Genomic DNA, 25,006 nt, shown 5'->3' on the forward strand with positions numbered 1-25,006 from the left:
GGCCGGGCAAGGAGGTGTCGCAGTCGCCAAAGGTGATCTGGCAGCTCTGAACAGCCGGGAGAGGAGGCGAAAAGAGTGAGCACGCAGGGAGCGAAACAGGGAGCGAGCAAGACACCCGCACGGGCGAAGACGGTGGCAGGGAAGCGTACGCCGGCGAAGTAGCGAAACATGAAGCCCCGGAAGCAAACCTCGCCCGCCGAGCGTCAGCGGCTCCTCGCCGTCGCTCCGCGCGAAGGCCTCATCGCCCTCGGCGTCTAGGAGCGCTTCGGCGTCAAGCCTGTGACGTGCTACTCGTGACGGAAGGTGAGCAAGAGGTCGGCGCGGAGCACTGCGTCCGTGCTCGCGGGCGGCATGGGCGACCAAGCTCGCGCAAGCGTGCAATCACGCGTGTTCACACCCCCAATCGCAATCGTCCGCTAGGAGGTCGCAACCTGCCTCGATGTCGTTCTGTCGGCCCATTCCCTACGTCGTCGTGCCCGGGCACTCCGTCGCGTCGCCAGAAGATGAGCCCATCACCGCAACTTCGGACCCTTGGGCAAAGGAAGTGGGGAGAGTGAGCGGCCCCATCAGATCGGGTGAGTGCTGATGGAACTACTTGTTCTGCTCGGCGTCGCTTCTGCAGCCTGGTTCGTCGCGATGGTCGTTCGCGAGTCTCGGCGTGGCAATGCGGAGGATGACCTGGAAGCCACGCCGCGTGAGCATGCGGTCGAGCTCGCTGCCACGGGCTCGCGGCTTGCTCCGGCCGCCCCTGCGCGGGTCCGCAAACCGGCCCGCTGGATCCCGGCGGGGATCTCGACAGAAGTTCAGGGCTATCTCCTGCCCGGCGGACTCGTGTACGTCGGTGAGGACCTGCAGCAGGTCAGTGGATATGGACTCGAACCTGCGCTCGTTGACCCGACGCGTCCGGTCGATCGCGCAGCTCCGGATCGTATCGGCGCGGGCATGCCGTACTGGCCGACCTATGACGGACTCACGCCGCAATCCCGGGCGGCATTCCTGGAGTGGCTAGCAGGCGGACGCCGTGTCCCGGACTTCGGTATCGGATATGTCTTCCTGTTCTTCTATGGACTCGAACGACGAGTACTGCTCGATGCCTCGCGGTCCGATGAGGCGAAGGTCGATCTGCCGGCGATCCGACAGGAAGTGGCTGAACTTCTCGCGGTCTACGGCTCCAACCGTTCGTTCGAGCGCTATGCCGCCCAGCTCCTCAATGTGCTGGACGTGACCCTGGCCGGCGACCGGGAACTTGCGCCGCCGACCGCCGGACGAAGCTACGAGATGCCACTCTCGCTCCGTGTCGGTCTCGGCAGGATCATCGCCGCCGAGCGACCCATCCCGGCGAGGTGGGCGCTAGCCTGGTTGCTGCATCACCCGGAGGCCGTCCTGCGGACGCCGTCGCGGCGGTGCGCCGCCGAGTTCCAGGCGCTCTTCGCTGCCCGCTACGCCCACGAGTTCGGAGCCGGATTGATCGTCAAGGTGCCCCGATCGAAACTCGTGGCGAGCGTGCAACCGGCCAGCGCTTCCTTCGGTGGACCGATCACCATCGCGTTCGATCTCCCGGACATTGCGCGTCTCGACTCACCGCTGAGCAAGCTCCGGAAGCTGGGCGAGGCCTGCGAAGCTGACCTTGAAGCATACAGCCGTTGGGTTGGCCGCAATCCTGACGCGCCGAAGACCCTGGCCGCCGTGGCGCTCCTGCCGGCGGAACTGGTGGCAACCCACGATGGCGCCGAGGCGCGGGAGCTGTGGCGGTGGATTGGGGATCTGCTAGCGGGAACTCCGGTTGGCTTCTGCGACGGCAGAGACTTGCTTGAGCGGTGCGCATCGCTGTGGGGCGAGAAGCTCGCCAAGGCCGAGGCCGTGCTGCTGGCGCAGCTCCTACAGAAGGGAGGATACGGCCTCGAGCCGGACGTCCGATTCGGCGGCAGTGTCCTCGCCGCAGGCGACCACGTCGCGCTGTTCCAACTCGAGCCCGACGCACCGGCCGCACCGAGCGCCGGATACGCCGCCGCGACCATCCTGCTGCAACTCGCGGTCGCCGTCTCGGCCTCCGACGGATCGATCTCCGAACACGAACGCGATCAGCTCGAAACGCATGTTGAGCAGAGCCTGGCGCTCACTGATGCCGAACGGCGACGGCTGTCCGTCCACCTCGCCTGGCTGATGCGTTCTGATCCGCGACTGACTGGCCTCAAGAAGCGGCTCGAAACATTGGACGCTGGGCAGCGCGCTCTCGTCGCCGACTTTGTGGTCAGCATCGCTGGGGCAGACGATCGGATCGCGCCAGCCGAGGTGAAGACCATCGGGAAGATTTTCGCGTTGCTAGGGATTCCCGAGGAGGAGGTCTACGCGCGTCTGCATTCGGTGACGACCGAGGGGCCGCGGTCGGAACCGCTGCCTGTCGTGCTGCCAGGTGCACTGAGCAGAGGGTTTGCAGTTCCGCCGCCTCCCGCACCAAGGAGTGGGCTCGCCCTGGACATGGACGCCGTGGCGGCGAAGATCGCCCAGTCCGCTTCGGTGGCAGCGGTCTTGAGTGAGATCTTCACCGATGATGCGGCCAGCTCGGCCCCGATACCCCAGGCTGATTCGACCTCGCCGAGTGGCCTCTCACCAGCGTACACTGCGCTGCTTGTGGCGCTTATTCAGCGGAACACGTGGAGCCGCGACGAGTTCGAAGGTCTGGCTGGGCAACATCAGCTGTTGCCGGATGCGGCCGTCGAGGTGCTCAACGATGCCGCTTTCGAGCGGTGCGGCAGCGCGCTCATCGAGGGGGATGACCCGCTCGAACTCGACCTGAGCGTGGCGAAGGAGTGCTTGGCGTGACGAATGGGTCCATCCGACCGCGTGAGCGTGATGCCATCCTGCAGTCGTTGCGGGCAGGCGTCGTGCCGCGCCTGGGCTTGCAGCACATCCAGGTCGGACGTGCGAGCGAAGTGACCGCCCTGATCGACGACCTCGACCGCCTCTCCGATGGTGGTTCCGCCATTCGCTTCGTCATTGGTGAGTTCGGGTCGGGCAAGACTTTCTTCCTGAGCTTGGTGCGGACGATCGCGCTCGAAAAGAAGTTCGTCGCCGCCCAGGCGGATCTGACGCCTGATCGGCGTCTCCACGCGACCGGCGGACAGGCCCGTGCGCTCTACCAGGAATTGGTCCGCAACTTCGCGACCCGCTCCAAGCCGGAAGGCGGGGCCTTGCCGGCCGTGGTTGAACGCTTCGTCGCCTCGGCGATTGAGCGAGCGACGACGCAAGGTGTGAAGCCGGAGGCCGTCATCCGGGAACGCCTGGCCTCGCTGTCCGAGATGGTCAATGGCTACGACTTCGCCAACGTCATCGCCGCATACTGGTCGGGTCACGACAGCGGGAACGAGGCCCTACAGGCGGATGCCATTCGATGGTTGCGCGGCGAGTTCAGTACGCGCACGGATGCGCGCGCGGCGCTCGGCGTGCGTACGATCGTCGATGACGCCACCGTCTACGATCAACTCAAGCTCCTGGCTCGCTTCGTTCGGCTGGCCGGGTTTGCCGGGCTCCTCGTGTGCTGGGATGAGCTCGTCAACCTCTACAAGCTGGCCAACACGCGCGCCCGGAACACCAACTACGAACAGATCCTGCGCATCCTCAACGACTCGCTGCAGGGATCGGCGGAAGGCATGGGCGTGCTGCTGGGCGGCACGCCAGAGTTCCTGCTTGATCCGCGGCGCGGGCTCTATAGCTACCCGGCCCTGCAGTCCCGGCTGGGCGAGAACCGCTTCGCGACGAATGGGCTGATCGATTATTCGGGACCGGTCATGCGTCTGGCGAACCTCAGTCCGGAGGACCTCTACGTGCTGCTGACCAAACTGCGGCACGTCTACGCGGCGGGCGATCCAGCCAGCTACGCCGTACCCGACGAAGCCATCAAGGCGTTTATGCTTCACTGCTCCCAGCGGATCGGCGACGCGTATTTCCGCACGCCACGAAACACCGTGACGGCGTTCATCAACCTCCTCGCGATTCTGGAGCAGAACCCCGCCGCTTCCTGGCAGCAGCTCCTCGGTGGGATCGAAGTACAGCCGGAGTCGAACCCGGACCTGGCACCGCTTGAGGACGAGACGGCTGACGAGGCCCCGAGCCCCATCACGGGCAGTCCGGCCGACGGCGATGACGACCTCGCCTCCTTCAAGCTCTGAGGGCGAAAGGCCGTCGTCCGCCTTTGGCCGGCTCCATCCGCTCATCCAGCGTTGGGTCTGGGACCAGGGCTGGACGGATCTTCGGGAGATTCAAGAGCGAGCCGTTGCTCCGATCCTACGTGGCGACTGCGACGTCCTGATCGCCGCGGCCACGGCTGGAGGCAAGACCGAGGCCGCCTTCCTGCCGCTCCTCTCTCGCGTGCTGACGACCGCCGACCGCGCCGGCGTGCGAGTGCTCTGCGTCAGTCCGCTCAAGGCCCTCATCAACGACCAGTTCGGACGTCTCGAGCTGCTGTGCGAACGGCTCCAGGTCCCGGTGCACCGCTGGCACGGCGACGTCGCCTCGACCGCCAAGCGTCGCCTGCTCGCGGACCCGACGGGGATACTATTCATTACGCCGGAGTCCCTCGAAGCGCTGTTCGTGCTTCGCGGCACGGCCCTGCCCGCGCTCTTTGCGGGCCTCGAGCGTGTGATCGTTGACGAACTCCATGCCTTCATCGGCAGCGAGCGCGGGCAGCAACTCCAGTCTCTGCTGTCGCGGCTTGAGCTGGTGCTGCGTCGCCGCGTCCCGCGCGTTGGCCTGAGCGCCACGCTCGGCGACATGCATCTGGCAGCCGCATTCCTCCGGCCGGGTCGAGAGCTGCCCTGCGAGACACTCGTTTCAAGCGAGCGCGATCACGAGGTCAGGCTCCAGATTCGTGGCTATCGCGTGGATCCATCCGATCCAAGCGGGCAGCCCGAGGGGTTCCCCATCGACCTTGTCGAAGCCGCCGGCGTCGATAGGGTGGCGGAGCATTTGTTCGGCAAGCTGCGCGGCTCGGACAACCTCATCTTCGCCAACAGCCGTCGCCGCGTGGAGGTGCTCGCGGACCGCCTGCGCCGGCTGAGCGAGGCGGCACACGTGCCGAACGAATTCTGGCCGCACCACGGCAGCCTGGCGCGGGAGTTACGCGACCACGCCGAAACCGCCCTCAAGGACCCGGCCATCCCAGCCTCGGTGGTGTGCACGACCACCCTCGAGATGGGCATCGACATCGGCACGGTGGAGATGATCGCCCAGGTGGGTGTGCCGCCGTCGGTGGCGGCGTTGCGCCAACGGCTTGGCCGATCGGGCCGGCGCGGCCAGCCCTCGGTCATGCGCATCTATGTCGAGGAGCCGAAGCTGTCCCCGGACAGCCCGCCCCAGGATCAGCTCCGCACGGAACTCGTGCAGGCCGTGGCCATGGTCCGACTGCTCGTGGCGGGATGGTGCGAACCGCCGAGCATCGGCGCCCTCCACCTCTCCACGCTTGTCCAGCAGGTCTTGTCCCTGATTGCTCAGTACGGCGGGTGCGGGGCCGCCGACGCCTGGCGGATCCTGTGCCGTGACGGTGCTTTTCGAAGAGTGGACCAGGCGACCTTCGCCGCGCTCCTGCGGGACCTTGGACAGCACGATCTGATCGTCCAGGCCACCGACCACACGCTACTGCTGGGTGGGCGTGGCGAACAGCTAGTCAACCACTACAGCTTCTACTCCGCATTCGTGACCGAGGAGGAGTACCGGCTCGAATCGGGTGGCAAGGCGCTCGGTAGCATTCCGATCTCGCATCCGCTTACCGAGGAGAGCTACGTCATCTTCGCCGGCCGTCGCTGGCATGTCGTACACATCGACATCGAGCGGAAGGTCATCGAGCTCGCCCCGGCCCCGGCGGGCCGTGCCCCGCAGTTCACCGGGTCCGGCGTGGAAGTGCACGGACGCATTCGCGAAGAGATGAAGGCCATCTACTCCTCGAGCGACACGCCGACCTTTCTCGACCCGAGCGCGGCAGAGCTGCTGCGGGAAGGGCGAGCGGCGTTTCTGCGCTACAAGCTCGACCGCACGAGCTTCGTAGAGTACGAGAGCAACGTGGCGTTCTTCCCGTGGGCCGACGACATCGTCGTCAATACGATCGTCGTCATGCTCCGAAAGCTTCAGCTGCCGGTTGCTCGCGATGGCATTGCCGTGATCGTCAGCGGGATTGGCAGAGATGAGCTTGTGCGGAAGCTCGCACGCACAACTACGATTGCAGATCCGCAATTACTGGCAAGAGCCGTGGTGAATAAGCGCTCCGAGAAGTACCACCCGTTTCTCGGGGACGAACTGCTGGCGCTCGACCACGCGAGTAGCAAACTCGATGTCCCCGCCGCCCGGCGGGTGATCGATCATCTCACGCATTACGCACCCTGACGGGGCAGGCGACGCGTAGCGCCCGAGATGCCGTCGGCTCGCAGGCCGCGACCCAACCACACGTTGCCCACACTTCCGCTCGATTCACCGACGTGCCCCCGGTGAAGGTACCAGCCCCTACGTGAGTCCGATCGCCCCGGTACGGGACGTGTGAGTCCGCCACAGGCTGAGTCGGGCCGCAGCGCCGTCGATGCTAGACGTGTCTCCTATGATGACCTATCGTCCGACACGGGCCACATCCAATCCCCCGGAGGAAACACCCATGGCCACGGAAGCCACGCAGGAAGCGGCGAAGTCGACGTCCACCAACTCGGCGAAGCGTTCGGGTCGCAAGGCGGCTCCGGCAGATGCACGCAAGAAGCCAGCGCCGAAGAAGGCGTCGAGGAAGGCAACAGCCAAGCGAGCCCGCCGCAAGCAGTCCAGCGCCGGCGAGCGGCAGCGCATCCTGGCGACGGCGGAACGCGAAGGGCTGACCGCGCTGCAGGTCCAGAAGCGCTTCGGCGTGAAGCCGGTGACGTACTACTCGTGGCGGAAGAAGGTCGGGTTGAAGGGGCGGCGCGGCCGGAAGCCGGCGAAGTCGGGACGGCCCGGGGCGGGCGCAGGTCTCCTTCGTGGGCCTGACCTCGCTGGACAGGTTCGGCAGGCGCTGCGGGCGGAGATCGCCCGGATGCTGCCGGAGCTGATCCGGAGCGAAGTCGAGGGAATGATCGGCGGGACGGGCGGTCGGCGCCGGAAGTGACCGAGGGCGAGAGTGTCGACAGACAAGTTGAATTTGGCCAGCGTGGACGGTTGGGATTCGACACCCGTCGAGTCTGCTGAAGCACTGCTTTCCGCACTACTCGAACTTCGCGGAAGGCGCTGGCTGTTCCGAGGGCAGTCGCGACCGCACGGCACCATCTTCCCCTCGATCGACCGCTGCCCGATGGAGAAGTTCGAGCGCGTCCAGAAGCTCGCTCTCGAGCGTCAGAGCATCGACACCTTCCGCTCCGCCGCGAAGGTGTTCGGCCACCCCGGAGAAGAAGTCGCGCGCGTGGACGACATCATTGCCCTCGCGGTCCTGCGTCACTACGGCACCCGCACGCGGCTGCTCGACTGGTCGCGATCACCCCACGTCGCTGCGTTCTTCGCGGCATGCTCGAACCTGGATGCTGACGGCGAGGTTTGGGCGTTCGATGAACCTCTTTACGAACCCGAAGGGCATAAACAGTGGCAGAAGTGGCCAGAGTGCACGGTCGACGGTGACGGGCAGACGTTCCAGGCACACCTCACCGCGTTTCTCGCGGAGGAGCCGCCCGACTGGTTCATCTGCGTTTTCTACGATCACCTGTTGGCACCACAGCTCAACGCTTTCCCACGGCAGGTTGCCCAAAGCGGTGCCTATTCCATGACCGCGCGCTTCGGCCAGGACCACGCAGTCCACATCGCCCGACTTCTCGGCGACGACTCTCACTGCAAGCGGTTCGTGCTACCAGCCCAGCAAAAGCCGGATGTGTTGCGCCAGCTACTCGAAAAGCACGGGATCTGGCGCGGGGCTTTGTATCCCGATGCTGCCGGAGCTGCCGAGACCGCAGGTGCACTATTCCCGCGCTGCCCGACCATGTGCGCACCCCACGAGCGGAAGCAGTAATCCGTCCCGTGGACGGAGGACCGAGGCCTGACCAATGAAGTACCGAGATGGGCGAGTTCAGAAGTTCCATGTCGTGGACGAGAAGTTCCAAGAGGCCGACTTCTTCTTCGAGAGGTTCGCGTCCCCAAAGGAGAGCACTCAAGAGCGTCGCTTCTTCCTCAGCGCATTCGCGTCGGCCGCTCGGAGCGTCACCTTCTGCGTTAAGTGGGCGATGACTGGTATCCCCGGTTTCGATGAGTGGTATGAGCCTTGGCAGCGGCGGTTTCGTGACAACCCCGCAGCCAGGTACTTCCAAGGACTTCGGAACGAAACGCAGAAGCGTGGTTCGAACCCGGCGTATCGCTGGCTCTTCGATGACGACACGGCAACCGACGAGCTGTTTGCATTCCACATGTACGGCGAGCCGGATGCTCCCGCCCCAACGAGCGACCTCGCGAGTGCCGCTCGCGAATACATGCGGCTGATCGCCGAGTTGCTGTTCGAGGCCTACTCGAAGTTCGGTCACTTCATTGACCGCGACGTCGCGTGGACCGTGGAGGGCGCGGCCCGAGCGGGAATCACGGTCGACGAGATCACAAGACAGGCCCACGGGATCGTCTACGGTCGCGGGAGTGACGAGGAACGCCTCGCCCGCGCTCGCCGCAATGACTTCGGATCCCAGATCGATGGCCTCCTCCTGAAGTGGCTCGGACATGATCGGTTCGGCTCCCCGGCTGCGCGAGCATCGAGACCAGGCAGCGCCATGCGAGGCTCACGAACGAGGCGGTGATGCCGCAGGCGGCCAAGTTCAGAGGGCGGAGGACGGCAAGTGCAGCCAACTAGCAGAGAGGCACAAGCAGTGCGAGACGCGTTCGACGACGTTCGTAGGGCGTTCAAGCGGCTTGAGGACGGTCGGACGCTGAAGCAGGACATCTACGTGCAGGAGGGGATCGAGAGACTCAAGCGTGCGCTTCGCGACTTGGAGGATGCGGTCGATCAGCTTCGTTAGCTGGCATGCGACCGTAGCCACCAGCGCAATCATGCCCACGCGGACCATTGCGGCGAGTGCCACCGTGACCCCACGCAATCCGAAGTCGCACAAGTGAGTTGCCCGCCCGCCGCATCGAGGGATGTAGAGCGTGAGCGAGTGTTCCGTAGGCCGATGTCACCAACGCGCCCGATCGGCGCTCCCACTCGCGGACTGAGAGCCAAACGTGCAGATACCGCATTCCACGGAGCGACGCCGTGCCGACCGACGCCCATCCCAACATCCTCGACCGCGAGATCGCCGTCAGCCATTCAAAGCCGGCGAGTGAGAGCGCGGCCCAGCTGATTCACGAGATAACCAACTTCGGCACGCAGATCCTGCAGCGCTCGCAGGTCGCGACGATGCAGGACGCGGAGGCGAGTTTCGCTCCCCTCGCGCTCTACCGGCACATGCTGGAGTTGACGGACGCGGTCGAAGTGCTGGTCAGGAACAGCTGCGTCGTACCAGCGGCGCCCTTGGTGCGGGCGAGCTTCGAAGCCCTGCTGGCCCTCGCCTTCATCCACCAGGATGACGCCGCGTTCCGCAGTCGGTCGTTGGCGTGGTCGTACATGGACGCAGTGCAGCGCGTGCGCTCACTCGAACGATGGGTGCCGGGGTCTGCCTTACATTCCGAGTTCGAGCGCGAACGGCAGCAGGATCCGTTCAAGGACTTGCTCGGGAATCCCGAGCCGGAGCGTCTGACGAGAGAACTGCAGATGGCCCGAGCCATGCGGGACGAACCGAGCTTTGCTCCCTGCGCGGCCGAGCTCGAGCGTATGCGACGCGCAGGCAGGCGTGGAACTCCGCCGTGGTACGCCCTCTTCGATGGACCCGGGTCGCTCAAGGAACTCGCCGAACGTGTTGGACTCCTGATGCACTACCGTTTCCAGTATCGGCACTGGTCCAAGTTCGTGCACGCGGCGGACCCGTCGCAGTACGTGGACGCGATGCCGGACGGGCGGGTGGGTGTCCGCCCGCTCCGGCAGGCGAACGAGGTCCTGAACATCACGCAGAGCGCGGCCAACCATGCGATTCACGCGATGTGGCTCACAATCCGGAGGCTCTGCCCGCAGGAGAATCCCGCCGCCCGAGAGTGGTACGCGCGCGAAGTGAGGCCGTCCCTCGTTGCGTTGAGACAAGCGCTTCGGGCGTCACGACGCTGGTCCAAGCCCTGAGCCGGTCGGCTGCCCACGCGCCCTCGACGGCCGGTACGGCACGCGCCTGATCGTGCTCGCCAACGCCCGATTCGTCGCCAGGTAGTCCGCCGGCGCCGGCGGGTTCCGCCGGATCCGGTGCGCGAGCCACGGGGTCGCCGCCCAGGCGGGGAGCTTCGCGCGGAACCCGACCTCGTGGTCGTAGAAGTCGATCTGGCGCGCGAGACGCTCCTGCGCGTACTTGCGCAGGTACAGCAGGGCCGTCCGGCCCCTAACGCCGCGCTCGATCAGGGCGTCGAGCAGCAGCAGGGATCTTCGGCTGAGGCGGGGGGTGTGCATAAGGTGTGGGCGTATGAAACGGCACCTTATCAGGACCGCCGGTGCTGTAAAGCAGTGGTTATCCACAGCCATGCGCGCCAGTGCGTGAGTTCCACCCCCTGTCCGGCGCCGCTTCGGGTGAGTATCATGGCGCTATGCCGCCGCAACGCTCCCCGCGGTTCCCCCGAGTTCCACCCAAGACCCCGAACGAGATCCGGGCGTACCGGCTCAGGCTGAACCTCACCCAGCGGGACGTGGCGGCGCTCCTCGGCATCCGCCCGAGCACCGTGTCCACGTGGGAGCGGGGCCTCGCCTGCCCGGCAGGCCCGGCGCTCCTGGGCCTGGCCAAGGCGCTGAACACCCTGGCCGAGGCCCTCTACCCGCAGTTCTACCGCCGACGCGAGGACGCCACGCCGGTCGCTGCACGGCCGTGAGCGCCGGAGTTCTGGCCGCGCTCGCGACGCACGCCAACCCCCGCGGCCTGGTGCTCGCGCACGAGCGACGGCTCCGGGCGGCCACCGGGCTCGGGCGGTCGGCGATCGCCAAAGAGGTCTCGCGGCTCGCAGGTGCCGGTGCCGTCCGGGTGCTCTCCCCGCTTCCCTTCCTTGTCTGCAAGCTCCTTTCGTGGTCTGGTGAGCGCCCTCCCCGGACACGGCATCCGCAGCAATCAGGACCGATGCCGCGATTCGTGCCCATGGATGTACCCGTCAGCAGCGCTGCTGCAGGGATATATAAATACAGCAAGCAGCAGCTGGATGGGGGTGCGGGGGAAGGGGCGCTGCTGGGCCGCGTCCTGGCCGTGCTCGGCCCGGAGGCCGACCCGGCGGAGTTCCGCGAGCTCGTCGCGCAGGCCGATCCCGACCTTGTCCGCCGGTGCCTCAGGCGCGTGCAGGCCACGCGGGCGATCCGCGTCTCGCGGGCCGCGCTCTTCCGCTCGCTCCTCGGCCGGCTCCGCCGCTGACTTCCTCACCCCATGCCCACGCCCTCGTCCATCCGGTTCACCCTCGACCGCCGCCTCCTGCGCCATCCGCGGGCCTACCACCTGCGACGCATGCGCATGGGGATCTGGCTCTACCTCGACCTGCTGGGCCGGCTGCCGGCCGGCGCTGACACGCTCGAGATCGAGCCCGCGGCGGTCGCGGGCGAGCTGGGGGTCGAGGAAGGGTTCGTGCGCTCCTGGCTCGGGCACCTGAACAAGGCCGGGTACCTCGACGCCGCCCGGCTCAATGGAAAGGTCCGCGTCACTGTGAAGCACGCGGCCGTTCCGGAGGAACCTCGGCCGGCGCCCAAGCCCACGCGCTTCTTCACGGCCGCCAAGCTCCAGCGGGCCCTGGGTGATCCGTCGAACGGGGACGCATTCGAGGCCGCGCTCGGGGAACACGCCGACGCGGCGATCCGCAAAGCGCTCGCCGGTGCGCTGGCCGTGCCGGAGCACCAAATCCGGCGCTCCCGCACCGCGCTCTTTCTCTATCTGCTCAAGCAACACGCCCATGCCCCACACTGACCGCACCATCCTCGCCTTCGATCCCGGGCTCCGCGAACTCGGATTCGCCGCGATCGCCGGCCGTCGACTCGTCGCCGGCGGGGTCATCGCGCTCCGACTGGTCCCGAAAGCACGGCGACTCGCGGAAGCCCGCCAACGCATCGCCGCGCTCGTCGCCGCCCACCGGCCCAGGGTGATCGTGGTCGAGCGGACCTACCGCCACCCCGTGCCGTGGCTCGACGATCTCCACCGGTTAACGCTGTCGGCAAGAAGACTGGCGAGGACGCGGCGCATCGCATTCGCCACCTACTCGCCGCAGGCCGTGCGCAAGGACGTGGCCGGCAACGGCAAGGCGAAGAAGCCCGAGGTCGCGATCGCCGTCGCCCAACGCTTCCCGCAGCTCCGCGTCTACCTCACGCAGGACCGCCGGTGGAAGGAGCGTTTCTGGCTCAACATGTTCGACGCCGTGGCGCTCGCCCTCCGCCATCAGGCGCAGACACAACCGCCCTCCCGCAGCCGGTGATCCGGCTGGCAACTGGCGCGTCAGGCTTGCCCCGGCGCCACCGCTCCCGGCCGTCGTTCCCGAGCAAGGGGAGACGGCGGGCGGCCCTCGGGAGGGCCTTCGATTCCCTCACCCGTCAATGCACACGAATCCGCCCACCATCCTTGGCCTCGATCCCGGTACGCGCTTCCTCGGCGCGGCCGTGCTGCGTGGCCGAGAGCTGCTCGCCTACGGCGTCCACGAGCTCAAGAACGGCGAGCGGCCGTACGACGTCATCGGCCAGGCACGTCGCGTGGTCTTCCGCTACATCGAGCGGCACGCGCCGCAGGTCGTGGCCATCGAGGCGCCGTACTTGATCGCGACCGAACGCGGCGCGGTACTCACGACGCTGGCGCGCGAGCTCCACGAGAGGGCGAAGGAACTCGGGCTCGAGGTGGGGGAGCGCACACCCGAGCAGGTGCGCGCGGCGGTCACGGGCAACCCTAGGGCGACCAAGTACGAGGTGGCGCAGAGGCTCGTGGCGAGCGGGTTCGGCGAACTAGCTGCACTCGCGCCGCAGAGGCCCAAGACGCCGGCGCTCTGGCTCACGGCCAAAGAGCGGTACTGGCTCCACGCGTTCGATGCCTTGGCGCTTGCCACCACCGGTTCGGCCCCGTAGCCTCGCTCGATCCGCCGACATAGGAGGCCAGAGTGCCCGCCCGCCGCCACGTCTTCCTTACGGAACAACAGCGCGCCAGTTTCGAGGCCCTAAGTCGGGCCTGGGGCGGCTCGCACCGGATCTTCTATAACCTGCCATTCGAGGCCGTGTTCGATCTTGGTCTCGTGGCAGACGCGAACTTCCGAACCGCCCTCACGTCCTCCAGCATTCCCTACACGCTCTGCGAGCGCGACGGCGCGCCGCGGCTGTGCGTCGAGTTCGACGAACTCGGTGAGGGCATCAGTATCGGCGACTCGTATGAGTCCACGCTGCCCACATCGGCGCAGCACGGACGGCTGATTCGACTCAAGTTGGCCGTCGCGCGTGCGAACGGCTTCCCGTACGTCGTCGTCTCCTCGATGTACTTCAATGCGCTCTCCGAGCAGACCGAGAGCTCGATCCTCGACGGCATCATCGGGGAGGTCCTCGGGGGCCAAGTGGTACGGGAGCGGGTGGCTTCCTTCAGCCCGGCGGAACTCAACCTGTCCCCGGAAGAATTCGAATCCCTGGCCGATGCGGAGCGGGCAGAACTCGTGCAGGACTGGGTGACCGGCCTCGAGGTTGAAGCCGAGCTGGCATTGAATCCGATTCATCGCCGCACCTCCGAACTCGCCGCCCGCGCCGGCCATCCGCCGCATGCGCGCATGGGCCTCACTCGACCCGAGCCTCCACCGGGTGCATCGTTCGAAGAGCGCCTCGAGGCGCTCCAGCACGCGACCCACGAAGGCGGTCGGGTGTGGGTGGGGGATGGTCCGGACGGGCGCGTCGAATGCGACGTGTGGCTTTCGCGCTTCGACCTCCCGGGGTACTCGGGGCTCGCGATCGCTCAGGAGATCGCATACCTCTGTGCCCTCGAGCTGTTCATCACTCGAGAGCCACAGGCGCCAACTCGGCCGCACGGCGATGACGATTGACTCAAGTTCGACGCGTACGGCGGGCGAGCCGGGCATCCTGGACTTCGGCCCCGTCGTCCTGATCTTCACTCGGGACGAGAAGGTGATCGTCCAGGTCAAAGGGGAGTCGAAACACCTGACGATTCACCTTGGTGGGCGTTCGGGCGTGCTCGACGCGCACCTGACCGACGGTGGCGAGCACCCTTCCCACCGGACGCTTGGTGGGCTGCGCCTCACGGATCTTGGCGCAGCGCTCGAGCAGGCGCAGCCGACGCTGGAAAGAATCCTCGAACGATTGATACGCCGCACCATCCGGCGGGTGCGGTTCGGGTGGCTGCGCCATCAGGGACTGCTCGCCTTTCGAACCTGGCCGAGCGGACCGGAGGGCTTGTACGAGCTTGGGCATCGACGCGGTCGGCGATGGCGCGTGGATCTCGATCTCGTGTCCCGACACTTCGCCGGGCCGCTCACGCGGCTCGAGGTCGAGGCATCGACGACCGTGGCGTACTTTCTCATCAGGCGGGGAGCAGTGTCGGACCTGCCTTACGGCATCCTGTTTAAGCTGCCATTCCCGGATGGATCCGTACACTACTGCTGGGTGAAGACGAGCCGGATGCTCGCGGAGATTGAGAAGCTCTGGATCGGGTACCGGCCCCTCGTCGAGAAGTACTTGCTCACGCCGGATGAGGTCCTGTCTGCAATCGACGCGACGCGTGTCGCGCAGCCGGATGACACACGCACGACTGCTAGCCGCGGATGACCTTCTTCGCGAAGCTCACGACGAAGAGGCTCGAGAGCAGGATGCCGAGCAGGGCTTCGCAGCCCGCGAGGTACTCTCCAGCGGCGCCCGTGGGATAGCGGTTGCCGTAGCCGAGAGTAGCGAAGGTGATCAGGCTCAGCGAGAGCCCGTCGAGGAAAGGGCGCAGCGTCAACGGCCAGGTCAGCACCGTCCGCGTCGCATCCGGGTTCCTGATCCCGGCCAGCGGGAAGACGACGAGGCCCCAGACGAGGATGACCCCGAGCGCCCATCGAAACGTCCACGTCGGGCGCTCCCCGTACCCGCAGAGCGACTTGAAGAAGATGGTCCAGACCAGCCGCCGGCGCCAGGAAAGCTGGCGGCGGATGCTCTCCATCTCGCGATAGAAGAACTCCCCTGCCGCGTGGTAGTCGCCGGCGTCCTGCCGGTGCTGCTTCAGGCCGCGGTACGCCGTCTCGGCATTCGAGTGCAACCCCTTGCGTTCGGTCGCGAGGATGTGGTCCCGCCCCCAATCGACGCCATCCAGCCGCGTGCCGTTGTCGAGCTCCGCGTCCCAGAACTCCGCGCCGGCCAGCACGGATCCCTCGAAGTCGCAGCCGAACAGGTGGGCGCCCATGAGGTCGGCCCCCGACAGGTCGGTGGCCGCGCAGAAGGCCGCCTCGAGGTGGGCCGATCGCAGGCTTGCGCCCCTGAGGATCGTGCCCTGCAGGTACGCGCCTGGAAGGTAGGCGACGTCGAGCACGGCCCCGGAGAGATCGAGCGGACCGTGGGGCCCGTCGAGGTGCGTGCCGGGCCCGCCGCCGCTCAGGAATGCGCCGCCCAAGTAGACGCCCTGCTTCACGGCCGCTTCGAGGCGTGCCTTCAGGTCCAGGTCGCCGGCCTTGTCGGGGTCGCTCCTGTGCCAGTAGCAGAGCCTGTCGCCGGCTCGATCCTGAGGCAATCCGCACTTCCGGCCCCGGGGCAGCAGGAGTCGAACCTGACCACTCGGTTCCGCCCGGTTGATCTGCACGTCGACCAGGAAGACGTATTCGCAACGCCTCCCGTCCGGCCCGTGGTTCACGAACTCCGGCCCAGCGTCGGGCACGCCCGTGGGAGCGCGCCGATCAGGCACCTGCTGGGTGTTGCGTGCGCGACGCTTCACTCGCTGCTCCCTGAGATGGCCTGGCGCGATTCGTCCACAGGCTGGTGCGTGGAGGCGCGCGTCAGCCCCCCTACAAGACACCTCGGTGGCGAATTAGACTGCCAACCGCGACTCTGGATTGTTGCCGCACCACCCGCCCCCTGACAAGGAGGCCTTCCCATGAAGGCCCAACCGCCACCTCCCCGTAACGGGGACCCCGCCGAAGCCCGCGAAGGCGTCGCCTACGCGGAACTCCTCAAGATGGCCCACGAGGAGGGCCTGAAGTCCATCGCCACCGAACTGCTCCTGCAGCCCTCGGAGGACAACGGCCGCCAGTGCATCGTCAAGGCGACCGTCGAGACCGAGCGCGGGCGCTACGAGGGCCTCGGCGACGCCGACCCCGGCAACGTCGAGGACTTCCTCGTCCCGCACCTGATCCGCGTGGCCGAGACCCGGGCAAAGGCCCGCGCCCTCCGCGACGCCGTCAACGTCGGCGTCATCTCCCTCGAGGAGCTGGACGGCGTCCGCCTGGACCGAGGCTCGAACCCCGGACCGGGTGCCTCGCCGCCCCGGCCTCCGCGCCACACCCGCACGGCCCCGCCGGCTGCGCGCCCGCGCAGCAGTGCTCCCGCCCGCCCCGCGTCCGCGGGCAACGGCGACGAGCGCATGAGCGAGGCCCAGCGCCGGTACCTGTTCCGCATCCTCGCGGGGCAGGGCTACCAGCGCGAGGCCGCCGAGGAGCGCCTCCGGGAGCTCTTCGAGGTCGACGCCCTGACCGGGATCACCAAGGTCGCGGCGACGCAGATGATCGATCGGCTGCTGAACCCCGTCCCCGCCAGAGCGGGAGGCGGGAATGGAGCCGACGCGCGTCCTCAGCGTTAGCCAGGTCAACGCCTACCTCGGCTGTCCCCTCAAGTACCGCTTCCAGTACGTGGAGAAGATCCCGAGACCGTGGCGCGTCGCCGCCATGGCCTTCGGCACGTCGGTCCACGCCGCCGTCGAGTGGTTCCACAAGGAACGGCTCGCCGGACGAAGCCCTGAGCTGACGCAAGTCGTCCAGGTCTTCGACGCCGACTGGTACGCGCAGAACACGGAGCCGCTCGTCTTCTCCGAGCGCGAGTCCCGCGAGGGTCTCGCCGAGAAGGGACGGGCCATGCTCCAGCTCTACGTGGAATCCACGAATGGCGTGAAGCCGATCGCGGTCGAGCAGGGCTGGGAACTGGACCTCGCCGATCCCGAGACCGGGGAACTCCTCGACGTCCGCTTGCGCGGCATCATCGACCTCATCGAGGAAGGTGACGTTCTCGTGGACCTCAAGACCGCCGGCCGGACACTCGAGTCCGGCGGCCTGGAGCGCCACCTGCAGCTGTCCACCTACGCCCTCGCGTTCCTGCTCCTTCACGAGCGGATGCCGAAGCTCCGGCTGGACATGCTGCTCAAGACCGCCAAGCCCCGACTCGAGCGGCACGAGACCACCCGCTCGCTCGAGGATCTGTCCTGGACCGCCCGGCTCATCCGCGAGGTCTCGCTCGCCATCGAGACCGAACACTACTTCCCCAACCCGTCCTGGCGCTGCACCGAGTGCGAGTACTTCGCCCACTGCCAGCAGTGGCGCGGTACCTGGCCGCTGCCCCAGGACGACGAAATCATCGTCATCGAAGACGGGGAAGGTGTCGGCGAGATCGCTGGCGCGTAAGGCCCGAAGGGGTCGTCGCGTGCTATCGGGGGCCACGGACGGCCGTTGATCGGCCGAAGCGTCCGCGACTCGTCGCACCTTCCCTTAGTCCCACGTTCGTTTCATTCCACCCGGGGCTCCGTCGCGTCTCTGCTGCGGGGCCCTTCTTCATTCCCGCCCCTGCTGGAGAAGCCCGGTGTACGTCCGTGAACTCACCCGCCGCCGCTATCGGGGGAGGAAGCCCGTCCCGATCCGCGGCCCGGAGGATGTCGTCAGGCTGCTGCCGCGCCTCAAGCGGCTCGAGCGAGAGCACTTCCTGGTCGTGCTCCTGAACGCCCGCCACGAGGTGGACGCCGTCGAGACGGTCAGCGTCGGATCGCTGAATGCCTCGATCGTTCACCCGCGCGAGGTGTTCAAGCCGGCCGTGCTGGCCTCGGCCGCCTCAGTGGTGCTCGTGCACAACCACCCCTCGGGCGATCCCGAACCGTCCGAGGAGGACCTCTCGATCACCAAGCGCCTCGTCGAAGCCGGGGAACTCCTCGGCATCGGCGTCCTCGATCACGTCATCGTCGCTGCTCGCGGTGTCGTCTCGTTCCGCTCGCGCCAGCTGCTCTGAAGGAGGTGCCCCATGGGCTACACCGTCGAACTCGAGGACGCGGACCTGCGGTGCCGCAGCCGCGAGGCCGCCGAGGCCGCGGCGGAGATCGTCAATGCCGATCCGTGGGCGAGTCCCTACCACCTGCAGGTCTCGCCCGTCTGCCGAAGCAACCCACCAAAGGACGCCAACTGGTCGCTGGAGGTCTCGCACTTCCAGGGTGACCACTGGCACGACGACGAGGCCCGCCGACTGTGGGTGGCACTCGCTGCCTCCCTGGCCGACGGCGCGACGATCGAGTTCCAGGGCGAGGGCTTCGAGCGCTGGCGGATCCGCTGGGAAGGAGGCCGCGTCTTCGAGGAATACGTCACCGAGATCGTCTGGGCCGTGGCCAGCGAGCTCACGTCCACGCCCGTTCCACCGGCCCCCGCGAAAGCCGCACCCTGAAGGAGGAAGTCATGTCCAGCTCACTCACCGTTCACCGCGGCGGCTGGGCCGCCACCCGGGGCGATCTCGCCTCGGTCGAGGTCCCCGAGCCCACCGAGTCCTACGTCCCGGTGCCCTACGGGCGTCTCGTCGAAGAGGTCCACCTGCACCTGCCGCGCATCGGGCTCGCGGTCGTGGACGAGCGCTACGCGCTCGCTCGCCACGGGAACCAGATGTTCGGAGTGCTCACCTGCCGTAACGGGAACGCGAGCGACTGGGGCCTGGCCGTGGGGCTCCGGTCCAGCTACGACCGCTCGCTCAGCGTTCAGCTCGTGGCCGGCTCCAGGGTCTTCGTCTGCGACAACCTGGCCTTCCACGGCGAGACCAAAGTGTCCCGCAAGCACACCGCGAACGTCTTCCGCGACCTGCCGAGCCTCATCTACGACATGCTCACGTCGGTGTCGGCGATGAAGGAGAACCTGGCGGCGGAGATCGAGCAGATGAAGCGGCGGACGCTGACGGTGGCGCTCTCGCACCACCTGATGGTCCTGGCGCTGCGCAGCGGCGCCCTGCCGGCCTCGCAGCTTCCCAAGGTCATCGAGAACTTCGACGACCTCGACAACCCCGAGTTCGAACCGCGCAGCGCCTGGGCGCTCTTCAACGCCTTCACCGCCACCATCGCCAGCCGCCACCCGCGGCAGCAGATGGAGGGGACGCTGAGGCTCACGAAAGCGTTCCGCGAGGGGCTCTCGCTCAACTAGTTCGTTTCACCGGGGCCGTCCAGCGATGGATGGCCCCGCTTGCTGCCGTCCTTCGTCCGGTTCGCCGACAAGCAAGTGCATGCCAACCCAACTTGTTCCGAACAGGACACCAGCCCGCTCGCCCTAAAGCGCACGCTGTTCCGCCAAGGCGATCAGGGCTTGTACCAATCCGACGGTCGCCGACGCCAGCGTGACCAACGTCAAGAGAAAGGCAATCTGCTTCTCGCGGCGCACATACCAGGGCGAGAGCTTCGAACTGAGTTTGTCGAGGATCTCGACCGCCTTCATGAGTGCATCTTGGCGCTCGCCTGAACTCGTCGAGTGCCTATACTCCGTGACCATTGCCGCCATGCTTAGGGTCAGGATCCTCTCGTCTGCCCTTTCGCACTGTGCCAGCAGCGAACGAATTTCAATCGCGATCGAGTCAGACAGGCTCGTCACATTGCGGGTTCTCGACAGTAGCGCAGTCGCGACTTGTTGATTCTCTGAACGCTTGCGAGCGATCCAACCTCGGAACACGGCGATGCTGGCAACCCCAGCACCCGCGAGGAGCATCGGAGGAATCACGCCTCGCGCAACTCGTTGGAGATTGGTACGGGGAGTGACCCACGCGATGAAGACGAATGCGAGCATCAGAATCGGCAGCGACACTAGAACCAGCGGCATCCGCCCTAAGCGGTCGGAAAACGACTTCGAGAAGCTGCCGCGATGGGGAGCGGCAAGTACGAGCGTCCTGTCCAAGCCAACAGTCTCTGGCTTCGCCGGGACCTCAGGCAGATCTCGCCGCGCAGCAGCGGGTGCCGAGGCAGATGGTGCAGTTGCTGGCGCGAACGCCATTGGCGGATCGAACCACTGAGCTACGGGGAGAGCCTCGATCATGTCCAGCAAGGCTGAACCGTCGTGGGGTCGCTTCGCCGGATCCTTCTGCAAGCATCTTCGGATGAGCTCATGCCAGGCCTCAGGCAAACCCTCCCGTGCTAACTTGGGTGGTGGCGAGTTGAGGATCTTGGCTACGACCTCGGCGTAGGTATCGCCGACATAGGGCCGGACGCCACCGAGAACCTCAAAGAGTACCAGGCCGAAGGCGTAGACATCTGCGGCAGGACCCTGTGCTTCGCCGAGAAGTTGCTCGGGAGACATGTAGGCCGGGGTCCCAAAGACTTGGCCGGTGACCGTGAGTGAGGTCTCGCGCTGCAACCGGCCGGCGATTCCGAAGTCCGCGAGCTTAGCCTCTGTGAAGGCGGAGGTGCCGTCACGCCTTGGAACGAGGACGTTGCCGGGCTTGATGTCCCGGTGCACGAACCCAGCGGCGTGGACCTCACGAATCGCGAATGCCATGGATCGCGCGAGACGAGCTGCCGCCTCGATCGGCAGCGGCCCGCTCGCGGCCAGGAGCCGCTGCAGAGAGGAGCCGTCCACCCATTCAAGAGCCACGTAGGGGGCTCCCTCACTCTCACCGACGTGGACGACGCCTACGACGTGGGGGGAGTGGATTCGCGCAAACGCTTGGTAAGTGTCCATCACGACCTTCGCGAACGACGAATCCCAAGCTGTTTCCACAAGCGGCCGGTAGTCCTTCAGGGCGACAGTCTGGTCGACGTGCAGGTCGTACGCCTCGTAGACCGAAGAGTGCGCCCCGAGTCGGACGCTCCGCGTGATCAAGAACCGCTTGTCAACCGTCGAGCCCGGCTGCATCAGCGACCTCACGATGGGGGCGTCGGTACAGCGCGCCTGTGTCCAGTCTCCGAAGGTGGCATGGCCGCGCAGTCTGCGCATTTCGTCGCCTCGCCGCCACATCGAACTCGAGGTGTGGCTCGACTGGTGCCATCGGTGCATGTCCGGCGCCTGCCACACATCTGCGCGGGCCGCGGAAGAGGCTGCGCATAGCCTTGAGGCAGACATGCTGGGCTCGCCGTCCGCGTCCCACCCCAGCGTCTGCCCCGCGACGCCCGGGTCGTGGCGACTCGAAGCGACGACTTGGGCAACCCGAGTTCGTTCCCCGGTCCGCCTGGGCGCTCCCCAATGCCTCCACGGCCTCCCTCGGCCGGTGCCAGTCGCGGCAGCAGACGGAGGCAACGCTGCGGCTCACGTAGGCGTTCCGCGAGGGGCTCTCGCTCAACTAGATCGTTCAGCCGCTGGGGCCGCCTTCACCTGACGGTCCCGCTTACCGTCGCCAAGGTGCGCTGGCCGGTCGTTGCCGGCCGAGGTGGGCAGCGGGGCCCCGCCGATGTTCGTTTCAGGCGGGACCAGTTCGCAATGGCGGTATTGCACTGTATACGATTTCAGCTCGCGCAGTGCGGGCCACAATACTCGGTCACACTTCCTGTGAACATTTCCTGTCACGTGGCCGAGGAGCCATCGACCTCATCGAGTACACCGACCTCGGGATCCAATCGGTCACGGCCGCGTGGGGCGTCTACCGACAGGTTCCCCACCCCGAATGTGGACCGCCCCCGGATCACGTCGGTGTGCAGGCGCAACAGGTGTGCGCGAGACAACGACAGCGGTGCGAGACATCCCCCCGGCGCTCACAGTGGATTCTGGCAAGACATGCCCGAGTCCAGGCAGGGAAGCCACGGGTGGCGGCCCGATCGGGCCGCCAGCATGCCGGCCGGGCGCGTGCCAGGTCGGCGGAGGATCGCCCATGCGCAGGTTCCTGATCGCCGTCTTCTCGCTGTCCGCCCTCACGCTGCTCGCGTCGCAGGCCATGGCCGACGTCTGCGCCCCGGCCAAGGTGACGGACCTGACGGTGTCGAACACCGGCTTCCACTCCGTCCGGCTGACCTTCACCGACCCCGGCGACGACTGCTCGACCGGGACGGCGACTTCGTTCGAGATCCGGGTGTCGAGCTCGCCGATCACCGAGGAGAACTACTACAGCGCCTCCGTCCTCGCGACGGGCAGCCCGGCCGGCTCGGCCGGGACCAGCGACTGCAACGCGCCCTACAACGCCACGCTCCTCGGCTGCAACTCGACCTACTACTTCGCCATCACCTTCACCGACGAGTCCGGGAACCGCTCGCCGGTCAGCAACTCGCCGAGCGGCACGATCGACCCCTGCAACTCGCAGCAGATCTCCGACTGCTAGAAGGCGCCGGCGCGGGCGGGGTGCGATCGGCCCGGCCCGCGCCGATCTCGTCCGGGCGCAACCGGACACGACGCTCGACGAAGTGATCGGACAAACCGGGTGAAGTACCGGGCAGACCCGGGGCCCCGCACTACCCTTGAAGCCAAGGAACCACAGCTGCGGCCCCTCGACATGGCCGCCGACAGACCCTCCGCGCCTGGACGCGGTCGGGTGGAGGACTACCCATGCGCAAGCTGATGCTGTCTGTACTGTCGCTCTCGATTCTCGTGATGTTCGCGACGCAGGCGCTGGCCGACGACTGTGCGCCGGCCAAGGTGACGAACCTCGCGGTCGGGACCGGCAAGACGACGGCGGTGTTGGAGTGGACCGATCCGGGGAACGACTGCAACACCGGCACGGCGAGCTCGTACGAGATTCGTCGCTCAAGCTCGACGATCACCGATACGAACTGGCAGTCGGCGACGGTGGTCGCGACCGGAACGCCGGCCGGCAGCAACGGCACCGGGGACTGCCGCCAGATCACGGGCCTGACCTGCGAGCAGACCTACTACTACGTCATCTTCCACTTCGATGCCGCGGGCAATCGTTCGCCCATCAGCAACTGCGTCTCGGGCACGCAGGCCAGCTGTTCGTTCAGCCCCGAGGTGGACTGCTAGGCCTCCCCCGACCCCCTCGGGCGGCCCGTGGTGCGGGCACGGCACGCCGTGCGCGAACCTGCACCACGCCGCCGGGGAGGCGGCCGGCGAGGGCTGACGCCATGCACAGGCTGGTCGGAGTCGGCGGCGGCATCGGGCTGGCCCTGCTCGCCATTGCACGCGTGGGCGACGCAGGCACGCTCGAGGCGCGATACGAGGACCTGGTGCTTCGCCTCGGCGTGTCCGACACCAGTACCGCGACACTCGGGATCTCGGCAGCGCAGCGGACGCAGGCGCTGGCCTTCGAGCGGCGGTGGCAGACGGCGACGCTGGTATTGATTCGGTTGCTGCGGCATTGCCTGTCCGCACGGGCCGCCTCGGCGGCATCCGCAGAGGCGCCATCGACGCATCCGACGATGATCGAGTCGGATGGGCCTGTGCCGAGCGTTCGGGGAATGCTCGCGGCCTACCGCATGCCGCGGCCCGGATCAGCCGGTCCACCACGCAGCTGCGAGGCGCTCGCGGCCTGTCTGGATAGCGTGGTTTCGTACGGGAATGGGGGCCTTGAGCTCGCGATTCGGGTATCCGCGCCGGAGGCTCCCTTGATCGAGTCGCTCACCGGGTTGCAGCGTGCGCTCGAGCGTACGGAACGCGCCGCTCTGCGTCTTCACCTGCGCCTCGGGCCGCCAGTGGATTCTATCGCCTGGGAGTCTCAGGGACAGGAGAGGTCGCTGGCCGAGCGGTGGCACGCGGTGGATTCGCTCGAGCGCGCCCTCCTGCGTGAGCGCGGCGCAAGTTCGGCGGAGCTGGTCGGTTACGTGGACTGGATCGAGCGAGGCGGACTGCGGCTCGGGTGCGCGGGCTCTCCGGCCAGTGGATTCTGGGCAGCCGCTGCCGAGGCCGTGCGCTCGCTTCTGCCGCCCGGCGGCGGGGCGGACCCCGTGAGCCCCACAGCGCTCGGGATGAGCCAGGCGTACTGGCCCGGCCCTCCGGGAATCCTCGGCGAGGCGTCGGAAGAGGAGTGGTATGACGCGATGGGCCGGAGGATCTGGAGTGGACGGGGCTACCCGAATCTGAACGGATCTGGCAACGGCCCGACGCAACCGTTGCCCCGCGGCGTGTACTTCGTCCGCGACCCCGGCCGATCCCGGCGAGGATGCAGGCGCGTCGTGGTGCTCAGGTGAGGAACGTGGCGTCCACCCGCGCTGCGGGAAGTGCGTTCCGCGCGATCGGGCCCTCGACGACGCCATCCGGATGGGGCAGGCGGCAGAAGTCGAAGGGGGCGGGCCTCGATCGCCAAGCGCCGAGCCCGCCCCAGGGTGGCGGTCGGGGGGAAGACACCGCCACGTCGGGCAATTCTGCGGAATTCGGATTCGACCGTCCATGGTTCCTTTGGCCCATGTCCCGTGTCGCGCGACGCATGCCGGACCTGGCGGGAGCCCGGCGCCCCGCGCGATGCCCACCGGCGAGCCGATGGTCGGGCCGACTCTCCGCACGAGTGCGATTCAAGGCGGCAAGGACGACGGCGTAAGGCGCGTGGGCTCAACGTGAGTCCATCCTCTCGAACGAAGCGCCTGTGGACGTGACGCGTGCCACTGCAGCCCGGTCGGCGGTCGCCATTCGCGAAGATTGGATGAACGTGGCACCGATCATGCGTAGGCTGCGTTCCGGGTAGAGGCGAGCGGCCGGTGCGGATCGGTCGGGCGGCCCCCCGACCGGGACGGATGTCGGGGAATGGGGGCGCGAGGCCCTCGTTCGGGAACGGCCGAAGTCGTTCGTGATTCGGCATCGGCGGGCAGACAGCATCGAGCGCAGGCGCCGTCGTTCGAGCGTTGATCGTGGGTATCTCCGAGGAGCCCGCGCCGGCGCGAGTTCGACGGCGCTCTGCCGTTCT

Annotated in this window: 25 protein-coding genes; 22 read left to right on the forward strand and 3 right to left on the reverse strand. The window is 67.2% G+C overall.

The annotated features are described in order from the left end of the window. Positions 1 to 585: 585 nt before the first annotated feature. From IT347_11540 to IT347_11570, 7 genes are all read left to right on the forward strand, one after another. Positions 586 to 2,823 (forward strand): TerB N-terminal domain-containing protein, encoded by a 2,238-nt coding sequence (locus IT347_11540; protein MCC6350208.1) that lies wholly within the window; start codon positions 586 to 588, stop codon positions 2,821 to 2,823. Beyond that, positions 2,820 to 4,169 (forward strand): ATP-binding protein, encoded by a 1,350-nt coding sequence (locus IT347_11545; GenBank protein ID MCC6350209.1) that lies wholly within the window; start codon positions 2,820 to 2,822, stop codon positions 4,167 to 4,169. Before IT347_11540 ends, IT347_11545 begins: the two co-directional genes overlap by 4 nt. Continuing rightward, entirely contained in the window at positions 4,141 to 6,375 is a 2,235-nt protein-coding gene (locus IT347_11550; GenBank protein ID MCC6350210.1) for a DEAD/DEAH box helicase, read from the forward strand. The genes IT347_11545 and IT347_11550 overlap by 29 nt, the downstream gene beginning before the upstream one ends. A gap of 262 nt (positions 6,376 to 6,637) precedes the next feature. Continuing rightward, positions 6,638 to 7,114: a hypothetical protein gene (locus IT347_11555; GenBank protein MCC6350211.1), complete on the forward strand. Its 477-nt coding sequence runs from the start codon at positions 6,638 to 6,640 to the stop codon at positions 7,112 to 7,114. A gap of 12 nt (positions 7,115 to 7,126) precedes the next feature. Continuing rightward, positions 7,127 to 8,002, forward strand: coding sequence for an FRG domain-containing protein (locus tag IT347_11560; GenBank protein MCC6350212.1), 876 nt, complete (start codon positions 7,127 to 7,129; stop codon positions 8,000 to 8,002). Between the two features lie 73 nt (positions 8,003 to 8,075). Continuing rightward, positions 8,076 to 8,771, forward strand: a complete 696-nt coding sequence (locus IT347_11565; GenBank protein MCC6350213.1) for a hypothetical protein — start codon at positions 8,076 to 8,078, stop codon at positions 8,769 to 8,771. 455 nt (positions 8,772 to 9,226) lie between these two features. Beyond that, complete coding sequence (locus IT347_11570; protein ID MCC6350214.1) at positions 9,227 to 10,183, forward strand: hypothetical protein; 957 nt, start codon at positions 9,227 to 9,229, stop codon at positions 10,181 to 10,183. On the opposite strand, the gene IT347_11575 is transcribed toward IT347_11570, so the two are convergent. Beyond that, positions 10,160 to 10,501 (reverse strand): hypothetical protein, encoded by a 342-nt coding sequence (locus tag IT347_11575; protein ID MCC6350215.1) that lies wholly within the window; start codon positions 10,499 to 10,501, stop codon positions 10,160 to 10,162. The genes IT347_11570 and IT347_11575 overlap by 24 nt on opposite strands. Before the next feature lie 134 nt (positions 10,502 to 10,635). Here IT347_11575 and IT347_11580 point away from each other — a divergent pair, with 134 nt between their 5' ends. The 7 genes from IT347_11580 (at position 10,636) to IT347_11610 (ending at position 14,815) form a co-directional block, all read left to right on the forward strand. Then, on the forward strand, positions 10,636 to 10,914 hold the full coding sequence (locus IT347_11580) for a helix-turn-helix transcriptional regulator (GenBank protein MCC6350216.1): 279 nt from the start codon (positions 10,636 to 10,638) through the stop codon (positions 10,912 to 10,914). A 260-nt stretch (positions 10,915 to 11,174) separates the two neighbouring features. After that, positions 11,175 to 11,441 carry a hypothetical protein gene (locus IT347_11585; protein ID MCC6350217.1) on the forward strand — a complete coding sequence of 89 codons (267 nt, stop codon included), beginning with the start codon at positions 11,175 to 11,177 and terminating at the stop codon, positions 11,439 to 11,441. Positions 11,442 to 11,453: 12 nt separating this feature from the next. Continuing rightward, positions 11,454 to 11,984, forward strand: a complete 531-nt coding sequence (locus IT347_11590; GenBank protein ID MCC6350218.1) for a hypothetical protein — start codon at positions 11,454 to 11,456, stop codon at positions 11,982 to 11,984. Beyond that, positions 11,971 to 12,486, forward strand: coding sequence for a crossover junction endodeoxyribonuclease RuvC (locus tag IT347_11595; protein MCC6350219.1), 516 nt, complete (start codon positions 11,971 to 11,973; stop codon positions 12,484 to 12,486). The genes IT347_11590 and IT347_11595 overlap by 14 nt, the downstream gene beginning before the upstream one ends. 118 nt (positions 12,487 to 12,604) lie before the next feature. Continuing rightward, entirely contained in the window at positions 12,605 to 13,123 is a 519-nt protein-coding gene (locus tag IT347_11600) for a crossover junction endodeoxyribonuclease RuvC (GenBank protein ID MCC6350220.1), read from the forward strand. A 32-nt stretch (positions 13,124 to 13,155) separates the two neighbouring features. Beyond that, complete coding sequence (locus IT347_11605) at positions 13,156 to 14,076, forward strand: hypothetical protein (protein ID MCC6350221.1); 921 nt, start codon at positions 13,156 to 13,158, stop codon at positions 14,074 to 14,076. Beyond that, positions 14,066 to 14,815, forward strand: coding sequence for a hypothetical protein (locus IT347_11610; protein ID MCC6350222.1), 750 nt, complete (start codon positions 14,066 to 14,068; stop codon positions 14,813 to 14,815). The genes IT347_11605 and IT347_11610 overlap by 11 nt, the downstream gene beginning before the upstream one ends. On the opposite strand, the gene IT347_11615 is transcribed toward IT347_11610, so the two are convergent. Beyond that, entirely contained in the window at positions 14,802 to 15,953 is a 1,152-nt protein-coding gene (locus tag IT347_11615; protein MCC6350223.1) for a pentapeptide repeat-containing protein, read from the reverse strand. The genes IT347_11610 and IT347_11615 overlap by 14 nt on opposite strands. Before the next feature lie 159 nt (positions 15,954 to 16,112). On the opposite strand from IT347_11615, the gene IT347_11620 reads away from it, so the two are divergent. The 5 genes from IT347_11620 (at position 16,113) to IT347_11640 (ending at position 19,389) form a co-directional block, all read left to right on the forward strand. Next, a complete protein-coding gene (locus IT347_11620; protein MCC6350224.1) occupies positions 16,113 to 16,814 on the forward strand; it encodes a hypothetical protein in 702 nt (233 codons plus the stop codon). Then, complete coding sequence (locus tag IT347_11625; protein MCC6350225.1) at positions 16,786 to 17,628, forward strand: PD-(D/E)XK nuclease family protein; 843 nt, start codon at positions 16,786 to 16,788, stop codon at positions 17,626 to 17,628. Before IT347_11620 ends, IT347_11625 begins: the two co-directional genes overlap by 29 nt. Positions 17,629 to 17,731: 103 nt before the next feature. Then, on the forward strand, positions 17,732 to 18,223 hold the full coding sequence (radC, locus tag IT347_11630; GenBank protein ID MCC6350226.1) for a DNA repair protein RadC: 492 nt from the start codon (positions 17,732 to 17,734) through the stop codon (positions 18,221 to 18,223). Between the two features lie 12 nt (positions 18,224 to 18,235). Then, positions 18,236 to 18,649, forward strand: coding sequence for a hypothetical protein (locus IT347_11635; protein MCC6350227.1), 414 nt, complete (start codon positions 18,236 to 18,238; stop codon positions 18,647 to 18,649). A gap of 11 nt (positions 18,650 to 18,660) precedes the next feature. After that, positions 18,661 to 19,389 (forward strand): DUF932 domain-containing protein, encoded by a 729-nt coding sequence (locus tag IT347_11640; protein ID MCC6350228.1) that lies wholly within the window; start codon positions 18,661 to 18,663, stop codon positions 19,387 to 19,389. A 123-nt stretch (positions 19,390 to 19,512) separates the two neighbouring features. Here IT347_11640 and IT347_11645 read toward each other — a convergent pair whose 3' ends face one another. Continuing rightward, a complete protein-coding gene (locus IT347_11645) occupies positions 19,513 to 21,165 on the reverse strand; it encodes a serine/threonine protein kinase (protein MCC6350229.1) in 1,653 nt (550 codons plus the stop codon). Between the two features lie 868 nt (positions 21,166 to 22,033). Here IT347_11645 and IT347_11650 point away from each other — a divergent pair. From IT347_11650 to IT347_11660, 3 genes are all read left to right on the forward strand, one after another. Then, on the forward strand, positions 22,034 to 22,477 hold the full coding sequence (locus IT347_11650; GenBank protein ID MCC6350230.1) for a hypothetical protein: 444 nt from the start codon (positions 22,034 to 22,036) through the stop codon (positions 22,475 to 22,477). Between the two features lie 224 nt (positions 22,478 to 22,701). Further along, a complete protein-coding gene (locus tag IT347_11655) occupies positions 22,702 to 23,133 on the forward strand; it encodes a hypothetical protein (GenBank protein MCC6350231.1) in 432 nt (143 codons plus the stop codon). Between the two features lie 101 nt (positions 23,134 to 23,234). Continuing rightward, the gene (locus tag IT347_11660; GenBank protein MCC6350232.1) at positions 23,235 to 24,296 is read left to right on the forward strand and encodes a hypothetical protein; all 1,062 of its coding nucleotides are present in this window, start codon (positions 23,235 to 23,237) and stop codon (positions 24,294 to 24,296) included. Positions 24,297 to 25,006: the final 710 nt, after the last annotated feature.

The sequence above is a fragment of the Candidatus Eisenbacteria bacterium genome (genome assembly GCA_020847735.1).
Lineage (GTDB): Bacteria > Eisenbacteria > RBG-16-71-46 > RBG-16-71-46 > RBG-16-71-46 > CAIXRL01.